The organism is Streptococcus oralis (assembly GCF_023109155.1).
GTDB classification, from domain to species: Bacteria; Bacillota; Bacilli; order Lactobacillales; family Streptococcaceae; genus Streptococcus; species Streptococcus oralis_BZ.
Window position 1 is genome coordinate 446,528 of the sequence record NZ_JALDUA010000001.1, and the last position, 25,331, is coordinate 471,858.

The window sequence follows — 25,331 nt, forward strand, 5'->3', positions numbered from 1 at the left end:
AATAGAAAAAATAAGAGTTAGGATAGAAATATGTTCCATCAATTTATCACCAGATCTCAAACGGTTCCTCCTCCCATTTCGCTCTTTTGGTATGGGATCATGATGCTTACTTTAGTACTTTGTATTTATGGAGCGCTTGTTTATCACAAAAATCCGAAATTTGTCCGCTTGTTTAAGGGTATTCAGATTCTTCAGTTACTTGCCCTATATAGTTGGTATGTTGGCTTTGGGATTCCATTTTCTAATAGCCTTCCTTTTTATCATTGCCGTTTGGCTATGTTTGCGGTGGTTTTCTTGCCAGATAAATGGCGGAGCAAGCAATATTTTGCCCTCTTAGGAGCAAGTGGAGCGGTCTTTGCACTGGTTTACCCAGTTTTTGACCCCTATGATTTCCCCCATATCACCAGTTTTTCATTTTTGATTGGGCACTATGCCCTTCTAGTGAATTCCTTGGTATACTTGATGAATCACTATGACAAGACCTTGCTCAAGAAATATATGATTGTAGCCTATACCTTTATTCTCAATCTCTTTCTAGTTGGGATTAATCAGGTGACGGGTGGAAATTATGGTCTCTTAAGGGATACACCATTTATCTCGAATGCCCCTCTATGGCTAAAGTATCTTCTTGTGTCCGTCATCCTCTCACTGGCTCTGGTTCTCTTTGATATCTTGTTCAAGAAACGGTGGAAAAAGAGAACTCAGGCGCAATCTGTACTCTAGCTTGCCTTTTCGTCAGATGAGCAATTGAAAAACTCCCCAAAATCCGCTATAATGGAGAGTCGAAAGGAATAGTAAAATCCAATGTAAACATCATTCTTAGCTACTAAAACAACTAAAAATAGAAAATCAAAGAAAGAGAACTTATGACTATTCAAGAAGAAATTAAGAAACGTCGTACTTTTGCTATCATCTCCCACCCGGACGCCGGGAAAACAACCATCACTGAGCAGTTGCTCTACTTTGGGGGCGAGATTCGTGAGGCTGGTACGGTAAAAGGGAAGAAAACAGGGACTTTTGCCAAGTCTGACTGGATGGATATCGAGAAACAACGTGGGATTTCGGTCACGTCATCAGTTATGCAGTTTGACTACGATGGCAAGCGCGTGAACATCCTCGACACACCAGGGCACGAGGACTTCTCAGAAGATACTTATCGGACCTTGATGGCAGTGGATGCTGCGGTCATGGTCGTGGACTCTGCCAAGGGTATCGAGGCCCAAACCAAGAAATTGTTTGAGGTTGTGAAGCACCGTGGCATTCCAGTCTTTACCTTTATGAACAAGCTGGACCGTGACGGTCGTGAGCCACTGGACCTCTTGCAAGAACTAGAAGAAGTCCTAGGTATTGCGAGCTATCCTATGAACTGGCCAATCGGGATGGGGAAAGCCTTTGAAGGCTTGTATGACCTTTATAACCAACGCTTGGAGCTCTATAAAGGGGATGAGCGTTTTGCCAGTCTGGAAGAAGGGGATAAGCTCTTTGGAAGTAATCCTTTCTACGCTCAGGTTAAGGACGATATCGAGCTGTTGCAAGAAGCAGGAAATGAATTTTCAGAAGAAGCTATTCTTGCAGGAGAACTGACTCCGGTCTTCTTTGGTTCAGCCCTCACTAACTTTGGGGTGCAGACCTTCCTTGAGACCTTCCTTAAGTTTGCTCCAGAACCACATGGCCACAAGAAAACAGATGGCGCAATTGTGGATCCTTATGACAAGGATTTCTCAGGATTTGTCTTTAAAATTCAAGCTAACATGGACCCTCGTCACCGGGACCGTATCGCCTTTGTTCGTATCGTATCAGGTGAGTTTGAGCGAGGGATGAGTGTCAATCTGCCTCGTACTGGGAAGACTGCCAAGCTTTCTAATGTCACTCAGTTTATGGCTGAAAGTCGTGAAAATGTAACCAATGCCGTGGCAGGTGATATCATCGGGGTTTACGATACCGGTACTTATCAGGTTGGAGACACCTTGACGGTTGGAAAAAACAAGTTTGAATTTGAACCCCTTCCAACCTTTACACCTGAGATTTTCATGAAAGTTTCTGCTAAGAACGTTATGAAACAAAAATCCTTCCACAAGGGGATTGAGCAATTGGTGCAAGAAGGAGCCATTCAGCTTTACAAGAATTACCAAACTGGTGAGTACATGCTAGGAGCTGTTGGACAACTCCAGTTTGAAGTCTTTAAGCACCGCATGGAAGGCGAATATAATGCGGAAGTAGTCATGAGCCCAATGGGTAAAAAGACCGTTCGCTGGATCAAGCCTGAGGACTTGGATGAGCGCATGTCCTCAAGCCGCAATATCTTGGCCAAAGACCGTTTCGATCAACCAGTCTTCCTCTTTGAAAATGACTTTGCCCTCCGCTGGTTTGCAGACAAGTATCCAGACGTAGAGTTGGAGGAAAAAATGTAACTCAGCACTAACAATTGGAACTAAAGTTCCTAATTGTTGGACGCTAGTCGCTATTTGGCGAACTAGCTAACTGCCTTACTAACTACGTTTGGCAAATAGAATCGATTTGCCAAACTCCGTGTCGTAGTGTAAAATCGGCTTACCTAAACGCTTCACTAGGAAAAATCCACGAATATTATTGATTCGTGGGTTTTTCCGTCGTAACCACATTTTACAAATGAAATCAATTTGTAAACTCAGTGTCGTAATCTAACAATCGGTATCCGCTATGGCGGTCTACCTAAACGCTTTACTAGAAAAAGTCCGCGAATGCTTTCGATTCGTGGATTTTTTTGTTGGAAAGGATAGAAAGTTGCTATACCTAGAGATATGATTGGTCTATTTTACTGTTTTATTGAGGCAATTTTGCCCTATTTGAGCAAATTTTATAAGAGTAAGTTGGTTTCTGTTCTTTATGGTATACTAGAGATACAGATAAAATTTGAACACACCAACCGGAGGAACATATGGAAAAACAGATTAATGAGAAAATTATCGAAATAGTGCATCAAGCCAACGATATGATTCCAGTTGAGTGGGATGATTTGTATATTGTAATCGAGATGGATAAGACCTATAGTGGTGAAGCCTATTTCTATTTTAAGTATAAAAATCACTATCATTACCATCTGGAAATGTCAGAAGATTTTGGCCTATCGATGATGGATATTCTAAGCGAAAACAAGGTTTTATTTAAAAAATCAGAAGATCTGAAAAGAGTGTTTATTGAAAATAATTTGGCAGATTGGTACATTTGTATCATCCATTTAGATGATAACAACAAGCTTTCAGTCGACTATGACTATGCTCTATGGTTGAAAAGTAATTTTGGACCAACTGCTCGTATGAACTTTTTCAGATATCAATTTTTAGGATTTGAACCAAGAAACGAAAAAGAACAAGAACAGTTCAAGGCTATGGAAGCCTTCCAGCAGGAACATAATGGAAAATAGTTTTCTTGGATAAGAGGAATAAGACCAGATTAGTGAGGAAATTCAATGGTTAAATTTTCAAAAATAGATAAACAACTAAAAAAAGAATTGAAAAAAGTTCAGCGCAATGCAGCAAAAAAATTACAATTAAAGTCTCGAGATTGGGCCTATTTCAACAAAGTAGGAGACTATCTGGTCTCGTATAGGATTAATATTAATTTTCCAGATAATGAGTTTCGTTTGACAATTGACCCTTATATCAAACCATATATTTTTGATGATATCTTTTGGGAAGTTTTTGATATGGCGAGTAATTCGCAGGAGCCCATGAGTCTTCGAGCAGTTGGAGCTTTTACAGTCGATAGTTTATCATTACCATATAGGATGGTCAAAGAAGACTGGACAATGGAGGGTCTTGATTTAGAAAAAGTCGAATCCAAGGTTTTTGAGGTGCTCTCAGAAGTGCATGAAGAAGTTGTAAAACTTATAAATAGCTTCCCAACTTTTGAAGACTTCTATGCCTATACGGTCAAGAACGGACCTAGTCTTGTAGGTTATGATTTAATAGGAATGCTATTAATGATCCACCGGGAGCAGTATGCAGAGGCACTCCAAAAGGCTGAAGGCTTGATTGCAAAGCGTAAATTCGGAGACTTCCAAAATAAGAGTAAATGGATAAATGAATACATCGTTGATTATTGTAAAGAAAAACTCAAGGCGGATTAGGAAGTCTAGGTCCCATGCTTGTCCTTAAATGTATAAACCAAACCGGAGGAACATATGGAAAAACAGATTAATGAGAAAATGACTGAGATTGTATATAAAGTAAATGATATGATTCCAGTTGAGTGGGATGACCTTTATATTAATTTTGAAGTCGATAAGACGCTTAGTGGTGGCGTGGTATTTTTCTTTAAATATAAGGGGGAATATCATTATTACATGGATATCCCATCTTTATTTAACATTTCTGAAGACGAATTTGATAAGGAATTTTTTGAATTGTTTGATTTAGGTGGTGAGATGAAGAAGATATTCATCGAGCACGGTCTCGCTGAGTGGTCCGCCTTTACAATCAAAGTGAATGAACAGAATAAAACCTCTTTAGACTTTGACTATGCACCATGGAATAAAAGTAAATTTGGACCAACGGATAGAATAGAATTCTTTGAATACAAATACCTCGGCAAGAAACCAGCTAACGAAAAAGAACTTGAGTTGTTCAAAGCTATGGAAGCCTTTCAACAAAAATATAATGAGAACTAGTTTCATGGATAAACGGCCACCCTCGAGGTGGTCTTTTATGGTATACTGGGAGTGTAGAGTCAGTAAATTTGGTGATAACTTAGCATCGGTCAAAAAGCAAGCAAGAAATTTCCAAAAAAAGTATTGAGATAAAAGGAGAATGGGTATGGGAAACAAACTGTTAATGACAGGAATGTCGTTCGGTCACGTTAGTTCAGTAGCGCTTGAAGATTTAAAAAGGGGCTTACTTTCAGTAAATGATGAGAGAGAATGTGTATTGCTGATTGCTGAAATCTTAAAAAAGGGAGATTTTACAGTAAAAAACTTGCTGATTAACTTGATGAACCAGACAAAAGATGAAGCCGTACTCAATCTTTGTATTCGATTGTTTTGTTCAGTTTGTACACATGATGATTTAAAAAAAGTTGAAAATTTTCATTTTTTAAGTTCGGCTTCAGAATTTGCGATATTTACTTTTGTCGCTGGCGCTGTGGAAACAATGTCCTATGAAGTCGTTCCTTATCTTCTTACTCTGTGGGAGGAGTGGGAAGATACAGAAACCGAAGTGGAGTACGCTATTCAAGATGCTTTGGATAGTTTTCTCAACTATCGTTCAATTATAGAGGAAAATGCAAGATTAGAAGAAGTTGGAAGTTTATATTTTGATGTAATAAAGCACAAGAACTTAGATTACTATTATTATAAAACTCTTCAGGTTTTTCCTGGTTTATTTACACAAGAAATTATGACTGCTCTTTACATCGCTGCTCAAAAAGAACAGAAATACCATCTTTATCTTCAGGCTTCCCTTCTGTCTATTTACACAGGCAAGCAGGTCCCAGTGGATACCAATACTCTTATTTCAAAAAATGAAATTGATTTGATGGTTGGTTATATTGATGACTTATCAGAAAAAGACTGGACGGAAGGTATGAAATATTTTTACGGCCAACCAGTTGAAGAACTTGTAAAATAATGAAATGGACGATTGATAACAAAGGACTACTCTCGAGGTGGTCTTTTATTGTTTTCCAAACGCTAGTCCATAGGGTTTATGGTATACTAGGATTGTAGAGTTGCTAAGACAGAAGACCCATTTGAACCTAAATTGGAGGATGCGTTGGAAAAACAGATTTATGAGAATATGAGAAAGTGATGGAAATCATATTTTTAAAGATAATAAATCTTACAATAAAGTTATTACCAGTTATCAAAAGAGTATTTTGTAGAACAATGAAAATAAAGGATAGTAAGGAAGTTTTGTGGTAATTGTTGGAAAGGACATATATAATTAGTGAGGTAAATAAATGTGGCTTGAACTTTTAAGAAGAGTAGATAGAATTGAATCTGGTTATGGGGAAAAGCTAAATTCTCCAATTGATTTAGAGAAAATTAAATTTCTTAGTCAAAATGAAACAAACGAAGTTAAGACATTCATGGTGCAAGAATATTCACGATTTATAACAAAAGTAAATGGTCTTGATTTTAATGGGTGCGTTCTTTATGGTTTAAAAGCAGATGATAGTTGTTCTTCAGAGATTTATGATTTCTTTGAGTATAATAAAATTTGGCATGAAGTCGAAGAAAATAAACAGTTTGTTTTTATTGGAGAGAACAATATTAGTTGGTTTGTATATAATCCTAGTAATGATGAATATTTAGAATTGGATATGCCATCTGCGGATGTAGTTGAAAAATTTAATTCTTTAGATGATTTACTTGAAAGTTTTCTTTCAGATGCTCTTGAATGTGCCTCTTAAAAAGATAGGTAAAATATGATAAATAATTTTCCAACGGTAGATATGGAATCCATCCAGAAGGAACATAATGGAAATAGTTTGAACTGATAAACGGCCACCCTCGAGGCGGTCTTTTATTGTTTTCCAAACGCTAGTCCATAGGGTTTATGGTATACTGGGATTATAGAGTCAGTTAATTTGGTGATAATCTGGCAGAGGTATCATCAAACTCTAACGCCTTTTGTGAGAATTTCCATAAGAGTGTAGTGAAACTGAAAGATAACATAGCTCATGCTGGAGCAAACTTTAAGAGGAGAATCAAATGAAATACGATAAAATTAAAATTGCACAGGAAATAGCCAGAGCTGTAGGGGGAGTTCCTCAAGCCTATACATTTAGAAATCACGATAACAAATTAGATTTATTTATTGGAGAGAATCGTCCGGACGATTATTTAACAACTGCAGCAACAATCGGTTTATCAGAATATACCATTTATCGTCGAATAAATGATAAGCCTTTAAGAGTTGAAATCATTGGAGCAGCTGATGCAGAGCTGGAATATTTTCCAAATATTATAGCAGATTGTGGTTTTAATATCGTGAGAGGAGAATATAGCATCTCTCCTGGTGCAGTCTATCCAAATATAATTAGAAATTACTATCCTAATGCGAAAGTAAATCATATATTTTTCACTCAGCCTTTCTTGTGGGAATTGGAGTCTTTTGATTTTGATGAAGAGTATGTTACGTGGCTACAAGCTATCCCTATTACAGAAGCTGAGCTTCAATTTATAGAAAAGCATGGAGCCGAAGTAGGAGCGCAGAAGTTGGAAGCATTGTTTGAAGAGCATCAGATAGATGTTTATGATTTTATGAGGCCTTCTGTAGTGTAATCAATTTTTTATCTTTTTTCAGGAGCAGGAGTAGAGACCTGCTTTTTTTAAAACTCATCAATATCCGTTGTATGTCCGATCTTTCTTTCAGCTGATGTGCGAATTCCGTCATTGATTGAATCTACTACATATCTGATGGAAAATGAGATATGCAATTTGATAGAGTAGCTCTCCGAAAGGAGCTGGTAGCTACGATGAATACTCTATGGATTTGAATTTTTCTATTATACTTTATTAGTTCAAAAATTAGTTCAAAAATTTTTTTGCTCTAACCACCTTCTAGGTGGTCTTTTTGCAGTTTATCAAGGAGTGGGATATAGGGTTTATGGTATACTAGGATTGTAGCGGAACAATGATAGAATCAAATTGGAGGGAAATATAGAACAACAGATGAATGAAAAAATTATCGAAATCGTGCATCAAGCCAACGATATGATTCCAGTTGAGTGGGATGATTTGTATATCAATTTTGAAGTGGATAGAACTTTGAGTGGAGAAATTTATTTCTTCTTTAAATACAATGGAGAGTACCATTATTTCTTTTATATCCCTCAAGAATTTGGCATATCCAAATCGGAATTTTTTGACGAATATCGTTTACTATTCAAGAAAGCTCAGAAACTAAAAAAAGTATTCATGGATAACGGATTAAGCGATTGGTCAGCAGGCTTGATTCATTTGGATGAAAATAATAAGTTATCAGTGGACTTTGATTATGCCCCATGGCTCGAAAGTGGCTTTGGACCAAGTGCTAGAACATCCTTTTTCCAATATAAATATTTAGGCAAGCAACCAGCTAACGAAAAAGAACTAGAACAGTTCAAGGCTATGGAAGCTTTCCAAAGAGAGCATAATCAAAAGTAGAGTAAGCTTGATTACATTTTGAAGAATGCGATTTTTGAGCCTTGCTGTTATCGTGAAATGGAGTATAAAATGTTAGAAAACTTTGTTAAAGTGGCAGATATGCCACAAGAAGTGATTGAAAATATAAGGAAATTGCCAAAGAATACGGAGTTGAACTAAGATTTACAAAGGAGTAGACAGATGAAATTAGACTGCAGAGTTGAACAGGCTTTGCAAGCTATAAATTTTGTGGAGCGCTATAAGGAGCTTTCAGATAAATTTAGCTTAGATAGAACGCCTAAAGAAAAACGCTTAAATATTATTACAGGCGAGTTGATATTTGATGTTTTCGAAGATTTAGGATATAGAGCTAAATTTGATGGGCGTGAAAAATTCTTTTATATTGAACCTATTAAAGAAAATGGTTATACTTTTGGATTCCATATTAGTATCTTTAAAGGATTAGTTGAATTGATATGGAGTGTTAGGGACTCTCAAAACAAAGTTATACTAGGGACTCAACTGATGGAGTTTTCTAGGAGACTCATCTCTCCTGACTATAGAATCATGGATCCAGTGATTGCTAATTATGATGACTTTGAAAATGTCATGAAAATTGCTTTTGAGATGTACGAAGACTTTAAACAGGCTTTTATGAAGATTGCGACAGAGGATTAATAGATGTTAAAAGATTTTGTCAAAGTGGCAGATATGCCCAAAGATGTTATTGAAAAATATAAAAATCAAGTTCCGGCTGAGTTGGTTCAAATTTGGCAGGAAGATGGTCTAGGAACTTTTCTTGATGGTTATCTAAAAGTCATCAATCCAGATGATTATCTAGAGCTTCTCCAAGATAGCTATTTCAGAGGAGATGTCGCTTTTCCTATGTTCGTAACAGCATTTGGAGATATTATTACTTGGGAAGAGAGTGCCTATGTGGGAATTGTCCAATACAATATTCAGGATTTAGATATTATGATTAAGCGTATGGATCGTTTCATAGAGTATGTTGATGATGAAGATTTCAAAGATGATTATTTTGATATCCCACTCTATAAAAAAGCTGTTGCCAAACATGGTCTGCTAGCCTACGATGAATGTTTTGGTTTCGTTCCACTTCTAGCATTAGGAGGCTTTAAAGATGTAGATCATATGGATAGGGTAAAAGTTTTGGAGCACATTTACCTCATGTACCAGCTGACAGGTGGTGTGATGGACGACTAGGAGTTGCTATTTCTTTTTTGAGAACAGTGTGAGGGAATAAAATTCCCTTCCAAATCCAAAACACAAGAACCTCAGAGGAAGTCCTCTGAGGTTTTTTGCGTTCTAGTTTCCATATTTTTGGTAAAAATCGACCTTGACCTGAATAAAGGTTTCGGCTTCGCGTAGTAGTTGCAGGAGGGTGGCACGGGTTTCAAACTCTTCACGTGTTTTAGGGAGGCTACGATTGCGGAAGACTTGCAGATAGCGTTCGATGTCATCAAGTAAGTCATGAGCAGGATTGGTCTGGCTTAACTGGGCAGCAATCTTAGAAAAGAGCTGGGCTAAAATCAAGCTCTCACTTGCGGCCAGATGACAGGTATTAATCTGCTGGGCCATGTTTCGTAGAATACGACTTTGTCGCTGCCTCATCTCAAAGTAGTGGATATGGTAGTCCGTCTGGTGAAAGAGGTGATCCGAGTGATCAAGGTAGACCAGTTTGAGAGCTTCATCGAGGAGCTTGTCTAATTGGTCAACGAGTTGGGCTTGATTGCGTCCGTCTCCTCGCGACAGATAGTATTTAAAGCGAAGTAGGATGTCTTTTAACTTTTCTTCGACCTGAAGGTGGTAACTTTGGATAGCTTTCTCACGAGAAGGCATGTAAAGGTTGACCAATAGGGCAAAGCTTGTCCCGATGAGAAAGAGGAGCACTTCATTGAGCAAGAGAGCTGGAGAAGTGGACTCCTGTACCAAGAGATGACCGACCAAGACACTGCTAGGGGTGATGCCGATTTCCCAGCCCATTTTGTAAGCAAGAGGGACATAGAGAGCCAGATAGAGGCCTAGGCTCCAGATGTGAAAGCCTGTCAGCTGAAAGGCTAGAACACCGATAGCGAGCGCTAGGAGCATGGAAAAGAGGCGGTTACGTGCCAATTTTAGCGTACTTCTGCGCGTGTCGGAGAGGCTTAAAAGGGCGATAATGCCAGCTGAAACTGCTGATGATAAATCTAAAAAATAAGCGAGAAAACAAGCGAGACAGGTCGCTAAGATCAGTTTTGTCGTGCGTTGAGTGAGGGACATGAAAAATTTCCTAAACTAATAGAATCAAGTGTTTAACGAGGAGAGTCAGAGACTAGGGGCGAAGTTTTCGGTTTGTAGCATACTCGGCAACCGCTGTAAAGAGGACATCTGTTGAAGAGTTCAGGGCTGTTTCGCAGGAGTCTTGCACGACCCCAATCACAAAACTGACTCCGACAACCTGCATAGCCAAGTCGTTGGAAATCCCAAAGAGGCTACAAGCCACAGGAATGAGGAGAAGGGATCCCCCAGCGATTCCAGAGGCACCGCAGGCAGAAATGGCAGCCACGACACTGAGCACAAATGCTGTCCCAAAGTCTACCGAGATTCCGAGTGTGTTGACGGCAGCCAGGGTCAGGACATTTATGGTAACAGCAGCGCCAGCCATATTGATGGTCGAACCAAGCGGGATGGAGACAGAGTAGGTGTCAGGATTCAGCCCCAAGTCTTGACAGAGTTTCATATTGACAGGGATATTTGCAGCAGAGCTACGAGTGAAGAAGGCTGTAATACCACTGACACGTAGGCATTTCAAAACAAGGGGATAGGGATTTTTCCTCATAAAGAGAAAGGCGATGAGTGGGTTGACGATGAGAGCAACAAAGGCCATGGTAGCAATCAAAAGTCCTAGGAGGACACCGTAGTTAGCCAAACTGGCAATGCCCTTGTCAGAGATGGTCTTAAACACCAAGCCTAAAATCCCAAAGGGAGCTAGATTGATAATCCATTCCACGATTTTAGAGGTGACATCCGCCATGGTTTTCAGCAATTCTTTACTGTGTTTACTTGCCTCTCTCATAGCCAGACCAAAGACGACTGCCCAAGAGAGAATCCCGATATAGTTGGCTTCAACAATGGCATTCAAAGGATTATCCACCAGTTTGAGCAAGAGGTTGCTGAGGACTTGACCGATACCGTCAGGAGCAGCAACTTCTGTATTTGCACTGGTCAGGGTGATTTGCACAGGCAGTAAGAAACTAGCTAGAACGGCTACCAATGCAGCAGCAAAGGTTCCAAGCAAGTATAGGAAAATAACCGTCTTCATATTGGTGTTTTGCCCCTTTTGGTGTTGGGAAAGGGCATTGGCAACAAGGGCAAAAACCAAAATAGGAGCGATGGCTTTCAGTCCGCCTACAAAGAGATCTCCAAGCAGACCGATTCCTGTAAGGTTTGGAAAGAGCATCCCTAATGTCGCTCCAAAAATCATTCCAATAAGGATTCGTTTGATGAGGCTTGCCTTGGTCCAGGCTCTAATGATTCGTTTCATAGCAGTCTCCTTCAAATGTATTGTTTATAATTATAGTATAAATATGCTATAGAGGCAAGTGATGTTTTGAAAAAAGGGCCGATAATTGAATAATTATGAAAGAAAAGAGAAGGGCGATTTTATGGTATAATAGGAAAAAGGAGTTTTATATGCAAGATTTTTTTCAACGCTATTTTGATAAACTTGACTTAACAACCATGTTAGAGAATCTCTTAACCAAGGTGATTTCTCTTTTGATTTTGTTTTTACTATTTTATATAGCTAAAAAGATGCTTCATGCGACTGTACGAAAGATTGTTAAGCCCTCACTTAAATTTTCAAATCGGGATGCAGGCAGACAAAAGACCATTTCTCGTTTGCTGGAGAATGTCTTTAACTACATTCTTTATTTCTTCTTGGTCTATTGCATCCTGTCTATTTTAGGACTGCCAGTTTCGAGCCTCCTTGCCGGTGCGGGGATTGCTGGGGTGGCTATTGGTATGGGGGCGCAAGGCTTTCTATCCGATGTCATCAATGGTTTCTTCATTCTTTTTGAACGCCAGCTTGATGTGGGTGATGAAGTCGTTCTCACAAATGGACCGATTACCGTTTCTGGAAAGGTTGTTAGCGTAGGGATCCGTACAACGCAACTGCGAGGTGACGATCAAGCCCTTCACTTTGTTCCCAATCGTAATATCACCGTCGTCAGCAATCTATCTCGTACTGAATAGGCCGGCTATTTTAGTAGATTTATGGTACAATAGAAGGAGTTTGGTAAAGGAGAGAGTATGCTATTTGTAGAGAAAAAATTAGGTCACGATTGTACATGGATAGACCTTGATGTAGACAAGATTAAAAACATGGAAGACCTTTCGGATGTCTATGGATTGGACAAGGAAACCATTGAGTATGCTCTGGATAGAAATGAGCGTGCTCACATGGACTATCACCGTGAAACGGGAACGGTAACCTTCATTTATAATGTTCTTGACTTAGAAAAAGACAAAGAATATTATGAAGCGATTCCGATGACCTTTATCGTTGAAAAACAACGGCTGATCACAATTAGCAATCACAAGAATAGTTATGTGATTAAACGTATGGCAACCTACCTTGAAAGCCATGAAGTTGTTTCAATCTACAAATTTCTTTTTGCCAGTTTAGAGATTATTAGCAATGCTTATTATCCAGTTATTGAAGAAATGGATAAAAGTAAGGATGAAATCAGTGCACTTCTTCGTCAAAAAACAACTAAAAAAAATCTTTTTGCCCTCTCTGACTTGGAAACTGGTATGGTTTACCTGACAGCAGCTGCTAAACAAAATCGTCTCCTCTTGGAACACATCCAAGGGCACGCTCTTTATCGCAATTTTAATGAGGTAGAAAGAGAGCAGTTTGACGATGCCATGATTGAAGCGCACCAGTTGGTTTCGATGACAGACTTGATTTCTCAAGTTTTGCAACAACTCTCAGCTTCTTACAACAACATCCTAAATAATAATCTAAATGATAATTTGACAACTTTGACCATTATCTCAGTCTTGCTAGCTATCCTTGCGGTTATTACAGGATTCTTCGGAATGAATGTTCCCTTACCGTTTGCAGATGAACCAAATGCTTGGATTTATATTTTGATAGCTAGTCTCATTTTATGGGTAGTCTTAGCCCAATATTTAAAGAATATTGCTAGAAATTAAAAAGAAAAGGAGCCAGAATGGCGATTGAAAATTATATGCCAGATTTTGCTGTGGAAGCAGTTTATGATCTGACAGTCCCAAGCCTGCAGGCGCAGGGGATCAAGGCTGTTTTGGTCGATTTGGACAATACCCTCATTGCTTGGAACAACCCTGATGGGACGCCAGAGATGAAACAATGGCTACATGATCTTCGGGACGCGGGTATTCGCATCATCGTGGTCTCAAATAACACTAAAAAACGAGTCCAACGAGCAGTTGAAAAGTTTGGAATTGATTACATTTATTGGGCCTTGAAGCCTTTCACATTTGGGATTGACCGTGCCATGAAGGAATTCCACTATGAGAAAAATGAAGTGGTCATGGTCGGCGACCAGCTCATGACGGATATACGAGCAGCCCACCGTGCAGGTATTCGCTCGATCTTAGTCAAACCCTTGGTCCAACATGACTCTATCAAAACGCAAATCAACCGGGCTCGCGAGCGCCGTGTTATGCGAAAAATCACTGAAAAGTACGGACCGATTACATATAAAAAAGGAATTTAACTATGGAAGAAATTCTCTGTATTGGTTGTGGAGCAACCATTCAGACGGCAGACAAGGCTGGTCTTGGTTTCACTCCCCAGTCGGCACTTGAAAAAGGTTTGGAGACAGGCGAAGTTTATTGCCAACGCTGTTTCCGTCTTCGTCATTACAATGAAATCACAGATGTCCAGTTGACGGACGACGACTTCCTCAAGCTCTTGCACGAGGTGGGAGACAGTGATGCCTTGGTGGTCAATGTCATTGATATTTTTGATTTTAATGGCTCTGTCATCCCTGGCTTGCCACGCTTTGTATCGGGCAATGATGTCCTCTTGGTTGGAAATAAGAAAGATATCCTGCCCAAGTCTGTTAAACCGGGCAAGATTAGCCAGTGGCTGATGGAGCGTGCCCACGAAGAAGGACTTCGTCCAGTGGATGTCGTCCTGACTTCAGCACAGAATAAGCATGCTATTAAGGAAGTCATTGACAAGATTGAACACTACCGTAAGGGCCGCGATGTCTATGTGGTTGGCGTGACCAACGTTGGAAAATCAACCCTTATCAACGCTATTATCCAAGAAATCACGGGTGACCAAGATGTCATCACGACTTCGCGCTTCCCAGGAACAACCTTGGACAAGATTGAGATTCCGCTTGATGACGGATCTTATATCTACGATACTCCAGGGATTATCCACCGCCACCAGATGGCCCACTACTTGACGGCTAAAAACCTCAAGTATGTCAGCCCTAAAAAGGAAATCAAGCCCAAAACCTATCAACTTAACCCTGAACAAACCCTGTTTTTAGGTGGTCTTGGACGCTTTGACTTCATATCAGGAGAAAAGCAAGGATTCACAGCTTTCTTTGACAATGAACTCAAACTCCACCGTACCAAGCTAGAAGGCGCTAGTGCCTTTTATGATAAGCACCTCGGAACCCTTCTAACACCACCAAATAGTAAAGAAAAAGAAGATTTTCCAAAACTAGTCCAGCATGTCTTTACCATCAAGGACAAGACAGACCTGGTCATCTCAGGCCTAGGCTGGATCCGCGTAACAGACACCGCCAAAGTCGCCGTCTGGGCACCAGAAGGCGTCGCCGTCGTCACACGAAAAGCAATCATTTAAACACAGAAAGGAAAGAGTTGTCTAGATTCGGGCGAGCTCTGCGAGCCCATAACGAATACTTTTCGCCGTGGTGTCAGTTGGTACAAGCGCTTGTACCAACTGCGGAAAATTTGAGACCTTAGGCTCAAATTTTAGTCATGAAAGTCCGAAGGACTTTGCTGACGTCCGTCACCACTTCAGAAAAGTATTAAAAGAAACTCTTTTAAAGAAATTATGTCATTAACATCAAAACAACGTGCCTTCCTCAACAGCCAGGCACACACCCTCAAACCCATCATCCAAATCGGGAAAAATGGTCTCAACGACCAAATCAAAACCAGCGTACGTCAAGCTCTTGACGCCCGTGAATTGATTAAAGTTACGCTCTTGCAAAACACAGATGAAAACATCCACGAAGTAGCTGAAATCTTGGAAGAAGAAATCGGTGTGGATACAGTCCAAAAAATCGGACGCATCTTGATTTTGTATAAACAATCCAGCAAGAAAGAAAATCGCAAGATTTCTAAAAAAGTCAAAGAAATCTAAAACCTACTCCAAACAACTGTTTTTACAGAGAATTAAAGGAAGACGAGCCTATGGCAATCGAATTATTGACTCCCTTTACCAAGGTAGAGTTGGAGCCAGAAATCAAGGAGAAAAAACGCAAACAAGTCGGGATTTTAGGGGGAAATTTTAACCCTGTTCACAATGCCCATCTTGTTGTGGCGGACCAAGTACGACAACAGTTAGGACTGGACCAGGTCCTGCTTATGCCCGAATACCAACCACCTCATGTGGATAAAAAGGAAACCATCCCTGAACACCACCGTCTCAAGATGCTTGAGTTGGCGATAGAGGGGATTGAAGGTCTGGACATTGAAACCATTGAGTTAGAACGTAAGGGTATTTCCTACACCTACGACACCATGAAGATTTTGACCGAGCAACATCCAGATACGGATTATTACTTCATTATCGGGGCTGATATGGTGGACTATCTGCCTAAATGGTACCGAATTGATGAGCTGGTCGAAATGGTTCAGTTTGTTGGAGTTCAGCGCCCGCGCTACAAGGCAGGGACTTCCTATCCAGTTATCTGGGTGGATGTGCCTCTCATGGACATCTCGTCTAGCATGGTGCGTGACTTCTTTGCTCAAGGTCGGAAACCTAACTTTCTCCTACCTCAGCCAGTGCTAGACTACATTGAGAAGGAGGGACTTTACTGATGGCATACCAAGACTATATCAACTGTTCCCGAGAGGCTTTGTTGGAAAAAATGGCAGAGCTTCTACCTGAAAAACGGTTAACCCATTGTTTGGGGGTGGAGCGTGCAGCCATAGAGCTTGCGAAGCGATTTGGAGTCGATACCGAGAAAGCGGGTCTAGCAGGCCTTCTCCATGACTATGCTAAAAAGTTGTCAGATCAGGAATTTCTAGACTTGATTGACCGTCATCAGCTAGACCCTGACCTCAAAAACTGGGGTAATAATGTCTGGCATGGCATGGTTGGCATCTACAAGATTCAGGAAGATTTGGATTTGCATGATCCAGAAATCCTGCGAGCTATTGAAATTCATACAGTCGGAGCTGGTCAGATGACCGATCTAGACAAGGTCATCTATGTAGCAGACTACATCGAGCACAATCGTGCCTTTCCAGGAGTGGATGTGGCGCGTGAGATTGCAAGTTTGTCGCTCAATAAGGCAGTGGCCTATGAAACAGCTCACACTGTGGAGCATTTAGCTCATCAGGGATTTCCCATCTATCCCCAAACCCTTGAAACCTATAACGCCTTTGTGCACTATTTGAAAGAGGACTAAATGAACGAAAAAGAATTACTAGAACTAGTCGTGAAAGCGGCTGATGAGAAACGTGCGGAGGATATCCTTGCACTTGATGTACAGAATTTGACCAGCGTGACAGACTACTTTGTTATCACTAGCTCGATGAATAGCCGTCAGTTGGACGCTATCGCTGACAACATCCGTGAAAAAGTAGCTGAAGCAGGCTTTAAAGGCAGTCATGTCGAAGGCGATGCAGCTGGAGGCTGGGTTTTATTGGACCTCGGCGGTGTCGTCGTGCATGTCTTTTCAGAAGAAATGCGTGCTCACTATAACCTAGAAAAACTATGGCATGAGGCAGATTCTGTAGATATTTCAGAAGCCTTGGCCTAGTAGATGAACTCAGTTGCAGGCAACTGGGTTTCTTTGCTTATTTTAAAAGAAATTGATGGAAAGGTGAGGGCGACGTGTTTGGTTGATCTTGAAACTGAACACGAGCTAAAAGCTGCGAGAAAAAGAGTAACTTCCTTTGTATCTGATGATACAGCAGAAAGTTTCCTATTTTCTCTTAGCCTTTAACGCTCTTTGTATCTTAGAAAGGATTTGAACCCGTCCTGTAATCGTCGGAAAATAGATAGCCTTCCTTGGAGCTCAGCTCCATCGTCAAGCTCCTAATTTTCATTCCGATTACGGGCGGACTTGGTATCATGATTATGGCAACTTATGAAACCTTTGCGGCTGTTTATGATGCGGTCATGGATGACAGTTTATACGATAAATGGACGGATTTTTCCCTCCGTCATTTGCCAAAGACCAAGGAGAGAAAGAAACTCTTGGAATTGGCTTGTGGAACAGGTATCCAGTCTGTCCGCTTTTCTCAAGCTGGTTTTGATGTGACAGGACTTGACTTGAGCGCGGATATGTTGAAGATTGCGGAGAAGAGAGCTGCTTCAGCCAAGCAAAAAATTAATTTTATTGAAGGCAATATGCTGGATTTATCCAAGGCTGGTAAATATGATTTTGTGACTTGTTACTCGGACTCTATCTGCTACATGCAGGATGAGGTGGAGGTAGGAGACGTCTTTAAGGAAGTGTATAATGTCCTTAACGAAGACGGCGTTTTTATCTTTGATGTGCATTCGACCTATCAGACAGATGAAGTTTTTCCAGGCTATTCTTATCATGAAAATGCGGAAGATTTTGCCATGCTTTGGGACACCTATGAGGACGAAGCTCCTCACTCCATCGTGCATGAGTTGACTTTCTTTATCAAGGAGACTGATGGGTCCTTTAGTCGCCACGATGAAGTGCATGAGGAGCGGACCTATGAAGTTTTGACCTATGATATTTTGCTGGAACAAGCTGGTTTCAAGTCTTTCAAACTCTATGCGGACTTTGAGGACAAGGAACCAACAGAAACTAGCACCCGTTGGTTTTTTGTCGCGCAGAAGTAGGAGAACATCATGACCATCACAGGTATTATCGCGGAGTTCAATCCTTTCCATAATGGGCACAAATACTTGCTTGAGCAGGCGGAGGGGATGAAAATCGTTGCCATGTCTGGGAATTTCATGCAGCGTGGAGAGCCTGCTATCGTGGACAAGTGGACACGGGCCCAGATGGCGCTTGAAAATGGAGCGGATCTGGTAGTGGAATTACCCTTTTTAGTCAGTGTTCAGGCAGCGGATTTCTTTGGACAAGGAGCAGTAGATATCTTGGATCGGTTGGGCATTGATAGCCTAGCTTTTGGGACAGAGGAAGTTCTGGATTATCAAAAAATTTCTGACTTATACACAGAACAAGGTGCTGAAATGGAGAAATTTGTGGAAAATCTGTCTGATTCCCTCTCCTATCCCCAGAAAAACCAAGCCATGTGGAAGGAATTTGCAGGTCTTGATTTTTCAGGCCATACCCCCAATCATGTTCTAGCTTTGGCCTATGCCAAGGCGGTTGCGGGACGTAGAATCAAACTCCACCCGATTCAGCGTCAGGGGGCTGGTTATCATTCTGTGGATAAGGATGTGGACTTTGCCTCGGCAACAGCCCTCCGTCAGCATCAATCAGACCAAGATTTCTTAGAACGCTTTATGCCTTCCGTTGCCCTCTTTGAGCAGGCCAGTAAGGTGAGTTGGGACGACTATTTTCCCTTGCTCCGCTATCAAATTTTGTCAAATCCAGATTTAACAACGATCTATCAGGTCAATCAAGAAATGGCTGTGCGCATCAAGGAAGCTATCAAAACAGCCCAGTCTGTGGAGGAATTGGTCGAGGCGGTTGCGACCAAGCGTTATACCAAGGCGCGTGTCAGACGCCTATTGACTTATATTTTGGTGCAGGCCAGAGAAAGTGACTTGCCAGAAGGTATCCATGTCCTTGGCTTTACCGAAAAAGGCAGACAACATCTCAAATCTCTGAAAGAGCAGGTCGATCTAATCAGCCGGATTGGCAAAGAACCTTGGGATACCATGACCCAAAAGGCAGACCAGATCTATCAACTAGGACAGCCAAGTATTGCAGAGCAGAATTTCGGCAGAGTGCCTATCAAAATCGAATCAAACTAAGTCTACTGAAAGGTGGACTTTTTTAGAAGATTTTCGAATAAATAGATAGAAAAGAAAAATCTTGTACAAGTTCCTGACAATTTCTTTTTTTTCGTGTATAATGGTGGAAAAGAGGTAAAACGAGGTATGGTTATGGAAGCAGTTCTTTACTCAACATTCCGAAATCATTTAAAAGACTACATGAAGAAGGTAAACGATGAATTTGAGCCTTTAACGGTGGTCAATAAAAATCCAGATGAGGATATTGTAGTCCTTTCAAAGAGCGAGTGGGATAGTATTCAGGAAACCCTGAGAATCGCTCAAAATAAGGAACTTTCTGACAAGGTCTTGCGAGGAATGGCTCAAGTTCGTGCTGGAAGCACTCAGGTGCATGTGATTGAGGAGTGAGAAATGCTGCTCAAGTTTACAGAAGATGCCTGGGCGGATTATTGCTATTGGCAAAACCAAGATAAGAAAACATTAAAGAGAATCAATAAATTAATCAAGGATATTCAACGCGATCCTTTTGTAGGAATGGGGAAACCAGAACCGCTCAAGTATGATTATCAAGGAGCTTGGTCACGGCGCATTGATGCAGAAAATCGCTTGATTTATATGATAGATGGAGATAGCGTGGCTTTCTTGTCCTTCAAAGATCATTACTAAGTCTACTGAAAGGTAGGCTTTTTTATTATATGTTTTAATGAAAATGTCATTTTTAAGAGTTAGAAAGTTTGTTTTGTGATTTCAGAACTTTCTTCTAAAATTCACACAAAACTCTTCAATTTGGGTTTGTGAAAATCGGTTTTTTATGATAGAATATTAAGGAATGTATGTCATTCGATAAACAAATTTAATGAGGTAAAAACATGGAAATCATGACACTTGCGATTGCTGTTTTTGCCGTCATCATTGGTTTAGTCATTGGATATGTCAGCATCTCAGCTAAGATGAAATCATCTCAAGAGGCTGCAGAGTTGATGCTTCTAAATGCTGAACAAGAAGCAACTAATTTACGAGGACAAGCTGAGCGCGAAGCGGATTTATTGTTAAATGAAGCCAAGAGCGAAAGCAAGTCTCTTAAAAAAGAAGCACTATTGGAGGCCAAAGAGGAAGCCAGAAAATACCGTGAAGAAGTGGACGCTGAATTTAAGTCAGAACGTCAGGAGCTCAAGCAAATTGAAAGTCGTTTGACGGAGAGAGCTACGAGCCTTGACCGTAAGGACGACAATTTGACGAACAAAGAAAAAACACTTGAACAAAAAGAACAAAGTATTTCTGATAGAGCAAAAAACCTTGATGCACGTGAAGAGCAATTAGAGGAAGTCGAAAGACAAAAAGAAGCTGAACTTGAACGTATCGGTTCCCTTTCCCAAACTGAGGCTCGAGATATTATCTTGGCTCAGACAGAGGAAAACTTGACCAAGGAAATTGCTAGCCGCATTCGTGAGGCTGAGCAAGAAGTCAAGGAACGTTCAGACAAGATTGCGAAAGATATCTTGGTTCAGGCTATGCAGCGTATCGCTGGTGACTATGTAGCAGAGTCAACAAACTCTACAGTTCATCTACCAGACGATACCATGAAGGGACGCATTATCGGTCGTGAAGGTCGCAATATTCGTACCTTTGAAAGTTTGACAGGGGTTGATGTGATTATCGACGATACACCAGAAGTGGTAACCTTGTCAGGATTTGATCCGATTCGTCGTGAAATTGCTCGTATGACCATGGAAATGTTGCTCAAGGATGGCCGTATCCACCCAGCTCGTATCGAGGAGTTGGTGGAGAAAAACCGTCAAGAGATTGACAATAAGATCCGTGAATATGGTGAGGCTGCTGCCTATGAGATTGGTGCGCCAAACCTCCATCCAGACTTGATGAAGATCATGGGACGCTTGCAGTTCCGTACTTCATATGGACAAAATGTCTTGCGTCATTCGATTGAAGTTGCTAAGTTATCTGGTATCATCGCCAGTGAACTTGGTGAAAATGCAGCTCTTGCCCGTCGTGCTGGATTCCTTCACGACATCGGGAAAGCTATCGACCGCGAGGTTGAAGGTAGCCACGTTGAGATTGGTACAGAGTTGGCACGCAAGTACAAGGAACACCCAGTTGTGGTGAATACCATTGCTAGCCACCACGGTGATGTCGAAGCCGAAAGCGTCATTGCAGTGATCGTTGCTGCAGCAGATGCCTTGAGTGCAGCGCGTCCAGGTGCTCGTAGCGAGTCTCTTGAAAGCTACATCAAGCGTCTCCATGATTTGGAAGAAATCGCCAATGGCTTTGAAGGAGTGCAAAATAGTTTTGCCCTTCAAGCAGGACGTGAAATCCGTATCATGGTTAATCCAGGACAAATCAAGGACGACAAAGTCACAATCTTGGCTCACAAAGTTCGTGAGAAAATTGAAAATAATCTCGATTACCCAGGAAATATCAAGGTAACCGTGATCCGCGAACTTCGTGCAGTAGATTATGCTAAATAAATAAGAAAGAGCAGTTGAAATATTACTGCTTTTTTGTTACACTAGATAGAAAGACTGTAGAAGGATAACTGACGCGATCATCAGTATCCGAGAGAAATTTTACTTTATTTCACAGACTAACTAAAGGAGACATAATGGCAGACCGAGGCTTGCTAATCGTTTTTTCTGGCCCTTCAGGAGTTGGGAAAGGAACGGTTAGAAGAGAGATTTTTGAGAGTTCTGAGAATCAATTTCAATACTCTGTATCGATGACGACGCGTGTGCAACGTCCTGGTGAAGTGGACGGAGTGGACTATTTCTTCCGAACTCGTGAAGAGTTTGAAGAGCTGATCCGTCAAGGTCAGATGTTGGAATATGCAGAATATGTCGGTAACTACTATGGAACTCCGCTGACCTATGTCAACGAAACTCTGGACAAGGGAATCGATGTCTTTCTTGAGATTGAAGTGCAAGGAGCTCTTCAGGTTAAGAAAAAGGTTCCAGACGCTGTCTTTATCTTCTTAACACCACCAGATTTGGATGAATTGCAAGATCGTTTGGTAGGTCGTGGAACAGATAGCGCTGAAGTGATTGCCCAACGAATCGAAAAAGCCAAGGAAGAAATTGCCCTCATGCGTGAGTATGATTATGCCATTGTCAACGATCAGGTGCCCCTCGCTGCTGAACGTGTCAAACGTGTGATCGAAGCAGAACACTTCCGTGTGGACCGTGTCATTGGTCACTACCAGGAGATGTTGCCAAAATCTCTAACTACTCGATAAACTATAGGAAACAGGTACAAGCAAATGATGTTAAAACCCTCTATTGATACCTTGCTAGACAAGGTACCATCAAAATATTCACTCGTAATCTTGGAAGCAAAACGCGCCCACGAACTAGAAGCAGGTGCGCCAGCAACTCAAGAGTTTAAGTCTGAAAAATCAACTCTTCGCGCTTTGGAAGAAATCGAGTCAGGAAATGTAACCATTCACCCAGATCCAGAAGGAAAACGTGAAGCGGTTCGTCTCCGTATCGAAGAAGAAAAACGCCGCAGAGAAGAAGAAGAAAAGAAAATCAAAGAGCAAATCGCTAAAGAAAAAGAAGATGGTGAAAAAATTTAAGGTTGGGGGGACTCAATCTTATTTTTTCTATTGCAAGAATTTACTGACAAGGAGGAGGTGAGAGAATGGCTATCGCAAAGATTATCGTGGATGTTCCCCTGATGCAGACAGACCAGCCTTATAGTTATAAGGTCCCTGAAGAATTTGTAGAGATGCTGGAAGTCGGTATGCGGGTCCATGTCCCCTTCGGTAAGGGCAATCGTTTGATACAAGGAATTGTGCTAGGTATGGAGTCCCAGTTGGATGAAGAGGTGGCTGATCAGGACTTGAAAGAGATTGCGGAGGTGCTGGACTTTTCTCCTGTCCTCACGCAAGAGCAACTCTGGCTAGCTGAGGAGTTACGCAAGTCCGTCTTTTCTTATAAAATCTCCATTCTAAAAGCCATGTTGCCGGGATTTTTAAACTCCAGTTATGATAAGATTCTTTATCCTTTAGAAGGTCTCAGTCAGGCAGACCGAGAGCGTCTGTTTGGTTCAGAAGATTCGCTAGCCTTTTCTTCTCTAGACCTTGCTAAACAGGCAGAAATGATGCGCTTGACCAGGAAAGGGCTGCTCCGCTTAGAATACCAGGCAGTCGATCAAAAGAAGGTCAAGACCCAGTCTTGGTATGAGGTTGATGCTACTCAGCTAGAGAAGATTGAGATTTCTGCGCGTGCTAAGAAAAAAGCAGAGCTGAGAGACTATTTACAGTCTCATCCTGAGAGTGCTCCTCTGGCTAGTTTGTTAGAGTCCTACTCACGCGAGCAAGTCAACTTCTTTGTGGAGCAAGGAGCTCTAACCCTAGTCCAAAAGGAAGTGCAACGTTCAGCTGCTTATTTCGAAGGTATTGAAGCCAGTAGACCTTTGGAGCTGAATCTAGAGCAAAGTCAGGCTCGCGATGCCGTTGTCAGTGCTATTGGCAGTCAACAGCCTCCTTTCCTCCTTCAAGGGATTACAGGAAGTGGGAAAACGGAGGTATACTTGCAGATTATCCAAGGAGCCTTGGATAAGGGTAAGACGGCTATTTTACTGGTACCTGAGATTTCTCTGACGCCACAAATGACGGAGCGGTTCATTGCTCGTTTCGGCGAGAAAGTAGCTATTCTTCACTCAGGCCTTTCCAATGGTGAAAAGTACGACGAATGGCGCAAGGTTGAGCGCGGCGATGCCCAAGTTGTTGTTGGCGCTCGATCAGCTATCTTTGCTCCACTGAAAAATCTAGGTGTCATGATTATCGACGAAGAGCATGAAGCCAGCTACAAACAAGACAGCAATCCCCGTTATCATGCCAGAGAGGTCGCCATTTTACGGGCCCAGTACAATCAAGCAGCCCTAGTCCTTGGTTCGGCAACACCGAGCTTAGAAAGCCGTGCGCGGGCTGGCAAAGGTGTCTATCAACACTTACGCCTGACCCAACGGGCCAATCCTTTGGCCACTATTCCTGAGGTTCAAGTGATTGACTTTCGGGACTATATCGGGCAGAATGAGACGTCAAACTTTACGCCTCCTTTGCTGGAAGCCATTCAAGACCGTTTGGCTAAAAAAGAGCAGGTAGTCCTTATGCTCAACCGTCGGGGTTATTCTAGCTTTGTTATGTGTCGAGAGTGTGGGACGGTAGATAGCTGCCCCAACTGTGACATTTCTCTGACTCTCCACATGGATACCAAGACCATGAACTGCCATTACTGTGGCTTTTCCAAGGGAATTCCTCATGTCTGTCCCAACTGTCAGAGTCGCAGCATTCGCTACTACGGGACGGGGACTCAGAAAGCCTATGATGAGCTAGCAGAGCTCTTTCCTCAGGCTCGCATTCTGCGGATGGATGTGGATACGACTCGCAAGAAAGGTAGTCACCAAGCTCTTCTTGAGCAGTTTGGCCGAGGGGAAGCAGATATCTTGTTGGGAACTCAGATGATTGCCAAGGGCTTGGATTTTCCAAATGTGACCCTAGTCGGAGTGCTCAATGCGGATACGGCCTTGAATCTGCCGGATTTCCGTTCTTCTGAGAGGACCTTCCAGCTCTTAACTCAGGTGGCAGGCCGTGCAGGTCGGGCTGAAAAAGCTGGGCAGGTCTTGATTCAGTCTTACAATCCGGAACACTATGCCATTCGTTTTGCCAAGGAACAGGATTATGAAGGTTTTTATGCCTATGAAATGAGTATCAGGCGCCAACTCGGCTATCCGCCTTATTATTTCACCATTGGGATTACCCTCTCTCACAAGAAAGAAGAAGAGGTTGTCAAACGTGCCTATGAAGTCATGGGAATTTTGCGCTCAGGTTTATCGGAAACTAGTAAAATCCTTGGGCCAACGCCAAAACCCATCGCCCGTACCCACAACCTTTATCATTACCAGATTTTGATTAAATACCGCTTAGAAGATGAGCTGGGCCCAACTCTCAATCGAGTTTTGGCCTTGACTCAAGAACGGGAAAATAGCGAGCTTCGTCTCAGTATTGACCATGAGCCGCAGCAATTTTTATAAGAAGGAGAA

Annotated in this window: 30 protein-coding genes; 28 read left to right on the top strand and 2 right to left on the bottom strand. The window is 41.7% G+C overall.

Annotation, left to right across the window (positions count from 1 at the left end; genetic code table 11):
• The first annotated feature begins 30 nt into the window (after positions 1–30).
• From M1F63_RS02220 to M1F63_RS02270, 11 genes are all read left to right on the top strand, one after another.
• On the top strand, positions 31–723 hold the full coding sequence (locus tag M1F63_RS02220; RefSeq protein ID WP_247920602.1) for a YwaF family protein: 693 nt from the start codon (positions 31–33) through the stop codon (positions 721–723).
• A 143-nt stretch (positions 724–866) separates the two neighbouring features.
• Positions 867–2,411: a peptide chain release factor 3 gene (locus tag M1F63_RS02225; RefSeq protein ID WP_247920603.1), complete on the top strand. Its 1,545-nt coding sequence runs from the start codon at positions 867–869 to the stop codon at positions 2,409–2,411.
• Between the two features lie 506 nt (positions 2,412–2,917).
• On the top strand, positions 2,918–3,403 hold the full coding sequence (locus M1F63_RS02230; RefSeq protein ID WP_070535819.1) for an immunity protein YezG family protein: 486 nt from the start codon (positions 2,918–2,920) through the stop codon (positions 3,401–3,403).
• 45 nt (positions 3,404–3,448) lie between these two features.
• Positions 3,449–4,108, top strand: coding sequence for a hypothetical protein (locus tag M1F63_RS02235; RefSeq protein WP_247940613.1), 660 nt, complete (start codon positions 3,449–3,451; stop codon positions 4,106–4,108).
• 54 nt (positions 4,109–4,162) lie between these two features.
• Positions 4,163–4,648 (top strand): immunity protein YezG family protein, encoded by a 486-nt coding sequence (locus tag M1F63_RS02240; RefSeq protein ID WP_247940614.1) that lies wholly within the window; start codon positions 4,163–4,165, stop codon positions 4,646–4,648.
• Positions 4,649–4,793: 145 nt separating this feature from the next.
• Positions 4,794–5,603, top strand: a complete 810-nt coding sequence (gene imm47 / locus M1F63_RS02245; protein WP_247940615.1) for an Imm47 family immunity protein — start codon at positions 4,794–4,796, stop codon at positions 5,601–5,603.
• Positions 5,604–5,934: 331 nt separating this feature from the next.
• Positions 5,935–6,387: a YrhA family protein gene (locus M1F63_RS02250; protein ID WP_084849890.1), complete on the top strand. Its 453-nt coding sequence runs from the start codon at positions 5,935–5,937 to the stop codon at positions 6,385–6,387.
• A 301-nt stretch (positions 6,388–6,688) separates the two neighbouring features.
• A complete protein-coding gene (locus M1F63_RS02255; RefSeq protein WP_000872726.1) occupies positions 6,689–7,261 on the top strand; it encodes a suppressor of fused domain protein in 573 nt (190 codons plus the stop codon).
• A gap of 378 nt (positions 7,262–7,639) precedes the next feature.
• Positions 7,640–8,125, top strand: coding sequence for a TIGR01741 family protein (locus M1F63_RS02260; RefSeq protein ID WP_084850117.1), 486 nt, complete (start codon positions 7,640–7,642; stop codon positions 8,123–8,125).
• A 180-nt stretch (positions 8,126–8,305) separates the two neighbouring features.
• Positions 8,306–8,782 carry a hypothetical protein gene (locus M1F63_RS02265; protein WP_084849889.1) on the top strand — a complete coding sequence of 159 codons (477 nt, stop codon included), beginning with the start codon at positions 8,306–8,308 and terminating at the stop codon, positions 8,780–8,782.
• A gap of 3 nt (positions 8,783–8,785) precedes the next feature.
• Positions 8,786–9,328 carry a T6SS immunity protein Tdi1 domain-containing protein gene (locus tag M1F63_RS02270; protein ID WP_247940616.1) on the top strand — a complete coding sequence of 181 codons (543 nt, stop codon included), beginning with the start codon at positions 8,786–8,788 and terminating at the stop codon, positions 9,326–9,328.
• A 102-nt stretch (positions 9,329–9,430) separates the two neighbouring features.
• Here the strand turns inward: M1F63_RS02270 and M1F63_RS02275 are convergent, their stop codons facing one another.
• Both M1F63_RS02275 and sstT read right to left on the bottom strand, forming a co-directional pair.
• Positions 9,431–10,384 (bottom strand): aromatic acid exporter family protein, encoded by a 954-nt coding sequence (locus tag M1F63_RS02275; RefSeq protein WP_125417832.1) that lies wholly within the window; start codon positions 10,382–10,384, stop codon positions 9,431–9,433.
• A gap of 52 nt (positions 10,385–10,436) precedes the next feature.
• Positions 10,437–11,648 carry a serine/threonine transporter SstT gene (sstT, locus tag M1F63_RS02280; protein WP_247940617.1) on the bottom strand — a complete coding sequence of 404 codons (1,212 nt, stop codon included), beginning with the start codon at positions 11,646–11,648 and terminating at the stop codon, positions 10,437–10,439.
• Between the two features lie 149 nt (positions 11,649–11,797).
• On the opposite strand from sstT, the gene M1F63_RS02285 reads away from it, so the two are divergent.
• The 17 genes from M1F63_RS02285 (at position 11,798) to M1F63_RS02365 (ending at position 25,322) form a co-directional block, all read left to right on the top strand.
• Positions 11,798–12,358, top strand: coding sequence for a mechanosensitive ion channel family protein (locus tag M1F63_RS02285; protein WP_247940618.1), 561 nt, complete (start codon positions 11,798–11,800; stop codon positions 12,356–12,358).
• Between the two features lie 57 nt (positions 12,359–12,415).
• A complete protein-coding gene (locus M1F63_RS02290) occupies positions 12,416–13,324 on the top strand; it encodes a magnesium transporter CorA family protein (RefSeq protein WP_000899715.1) in 909 nt (302 codons plus the stop codon).
• Between the two features lie 17 nt (positions 13,325–13,341).
• Entirely contained in the window at positions 13,342–13,869 is a 528-nt protein-coding gene (locus M1F63_RS02295; RefSeq protein WP_042902806.1) for a YqeG family HAD IIIA-type phosphatase, read from the top strand.
• Between the two features lie 2 nt (positions 13,870–13,871).
• Positions 13,872–14,978, top strand: coding sequence for a ribosome biogenesis GTPase YqeH (gene yqeH, locus M1F63_RS02300; protein WP_042902805.1), 1,107 nt, complete (start codon positions 13,872–13,874; stop codon positions 14,976–14,978).
• Between the two features lie 213 nt (positions 14,979–15,191).
• A complete protein-coding gene (gene yhbY / locus M1F63_RS02305) occupies positions 15,192–15,503 on the top strand; it encodes a ribosome assembly RNA-binding protein YhbY (protein ID WP_000060171.1) in 312 nt (103 codons plus the stop codon).
• Positions 15,504–15,553: 50 nt separating this feature from the next.
• Positions 15,554–16,183: a nicotinate-nucleotide adenylyltransferase gene (locus M1F63_RS02310; protein WP_247940619.1), complete on the top strand. Its 630-nt coding sequence runs from the start codon at positions 15,554–15,556 to the stop codon at positions 16,181–16,183.
• Positions 16,183–16,776 carry a bis(5'-nucleosyl)-tetraphosphatase (symmetrical) YqeK gene (yqeK, locus tag M1F63_RS02315; RefSeq protein WP_247940620.1) on the top strand — a complete coding sequence of 198 codons (594 nt, stop codon included), beginning with the start codon at positions 16,183–16,185 and terminating at the stop codon, positions 16,774–16,776. The genes M1F63_RS02310 and yqeK overlap by 1 nt, the downstream gene beginning before the upstream one ends.
• Positions 16,777–17,130, top strand: coding sequence for a ribosome silencing factor (rsfS, locus tag M1F63_RS02320; protein WP_247940621.1), 354 nt, complete (start codon positions 16,777–16,779; stop codon positions 17,128–17,130).
• Positions 17,131–17,133: 3 nt separating this feature from the next.
• Entirely contained in the window at positions 17,134–17,316 is a 183-nt protein-coding gene (locus M1F63_RS02325) for a hypothetical protein (protein WP_247940622.1), read from the top strand.
• Positions 17,317–17,450: 134 nt separating this feature from the next.
• On the top strand, positions 17,451–18,191 hold the full coding sequence (locus M1F63_RS02330; RefSeq protein WP_282184263.1) for a class I SAM-dependent DNA methyltransferase: 741 nt from the start codon (positions 17,451–17,453) through the stop codon (positions 18,189–18,191).
• Positions 18,192–18,200: 9 nt separating this feature from the next.
• Complete coding sequence (locus tag M1F63_RS02335; protein WP_247940623.1) at positions 18,201–19,298, top strand: nucleotidyltransferase; 1,098 nt, start codon at positions 18,201–18,203, stop codon at positions 19,296–19,298.
• A gap of 132 nt (positions 19,299–19,430) precedes the next feature.
• Positions 19,431–19,685 carry a type II toxin-antitoxin system Phd/YefM family antitoxin gene (locus M1F63_RS02340; RefSeq protein ID WP_000388572.1) on the top strand — a complete coding sequence of 85 codons (255 nt, stop codon included), beginning with the start codon at positions 19,431–19,433 and terminating at the stop codon, positions 19,683–19,685.
• Positions 19,686–19,688: 3 nt separating this feature from the next.
• Entirely contained in the window at positions 19,689–19,943 is a 255-nt protein-coding gene (locus tag M1F63_RS02345) for a Txe/YoeB family addiction module toxin (protein WP_000924723.1), read from the top strand.
• 203 nt (positions 19,944–20,146) lie between these two features.
• Positions 20,147–21,760, top strand: coding sequence for a ribonuclease Y (locus tag M1F63_RS02350; RefSeq protein ID WP_000404959.1), 1,614 nt, complete (start codon positions 20,147–20,149; stop codon positions 21,758–21,760).
• 134 nt (positions 21,761–21,894) lie between these two features.
• Entirely contained in the window at positions 21,895–22,521 is a 627-nt protein-coding gene (gmk, locus tag M1F63_RS02355) for a guanylate kinase (protein ID WP_247940624.1), read from the top strand.
• A 24-nt stretch (positions 22,522–22,545) separates the two neighbouring features.
• Complete coding sequence (gene rpoZ, locus M1F63_RS02360) at positions 22,546–22,860, top strand: DNA-directed RNA polymerase subunit omega (RefSeq protein WP_002875802.1); 315 nt, start codon at positions 22,546–22,548, stop codon at positions 22,858–22,860.
• 65 nt (positions 22,861–22,925) lie between these two features.
• Complete coding sequence (locus M1F63_RS02365) at positions 22,926–25,322, top strand: primosomal protein N' (RefSeq protein WP_247940625.1); 2,397 nt, start codon at positions 22,926–22,928, stop codon at positions 25,320–25,322.
• The last annotated feature ends 9 nt before the right edge of the window (positions 25,323–25,331 follow it).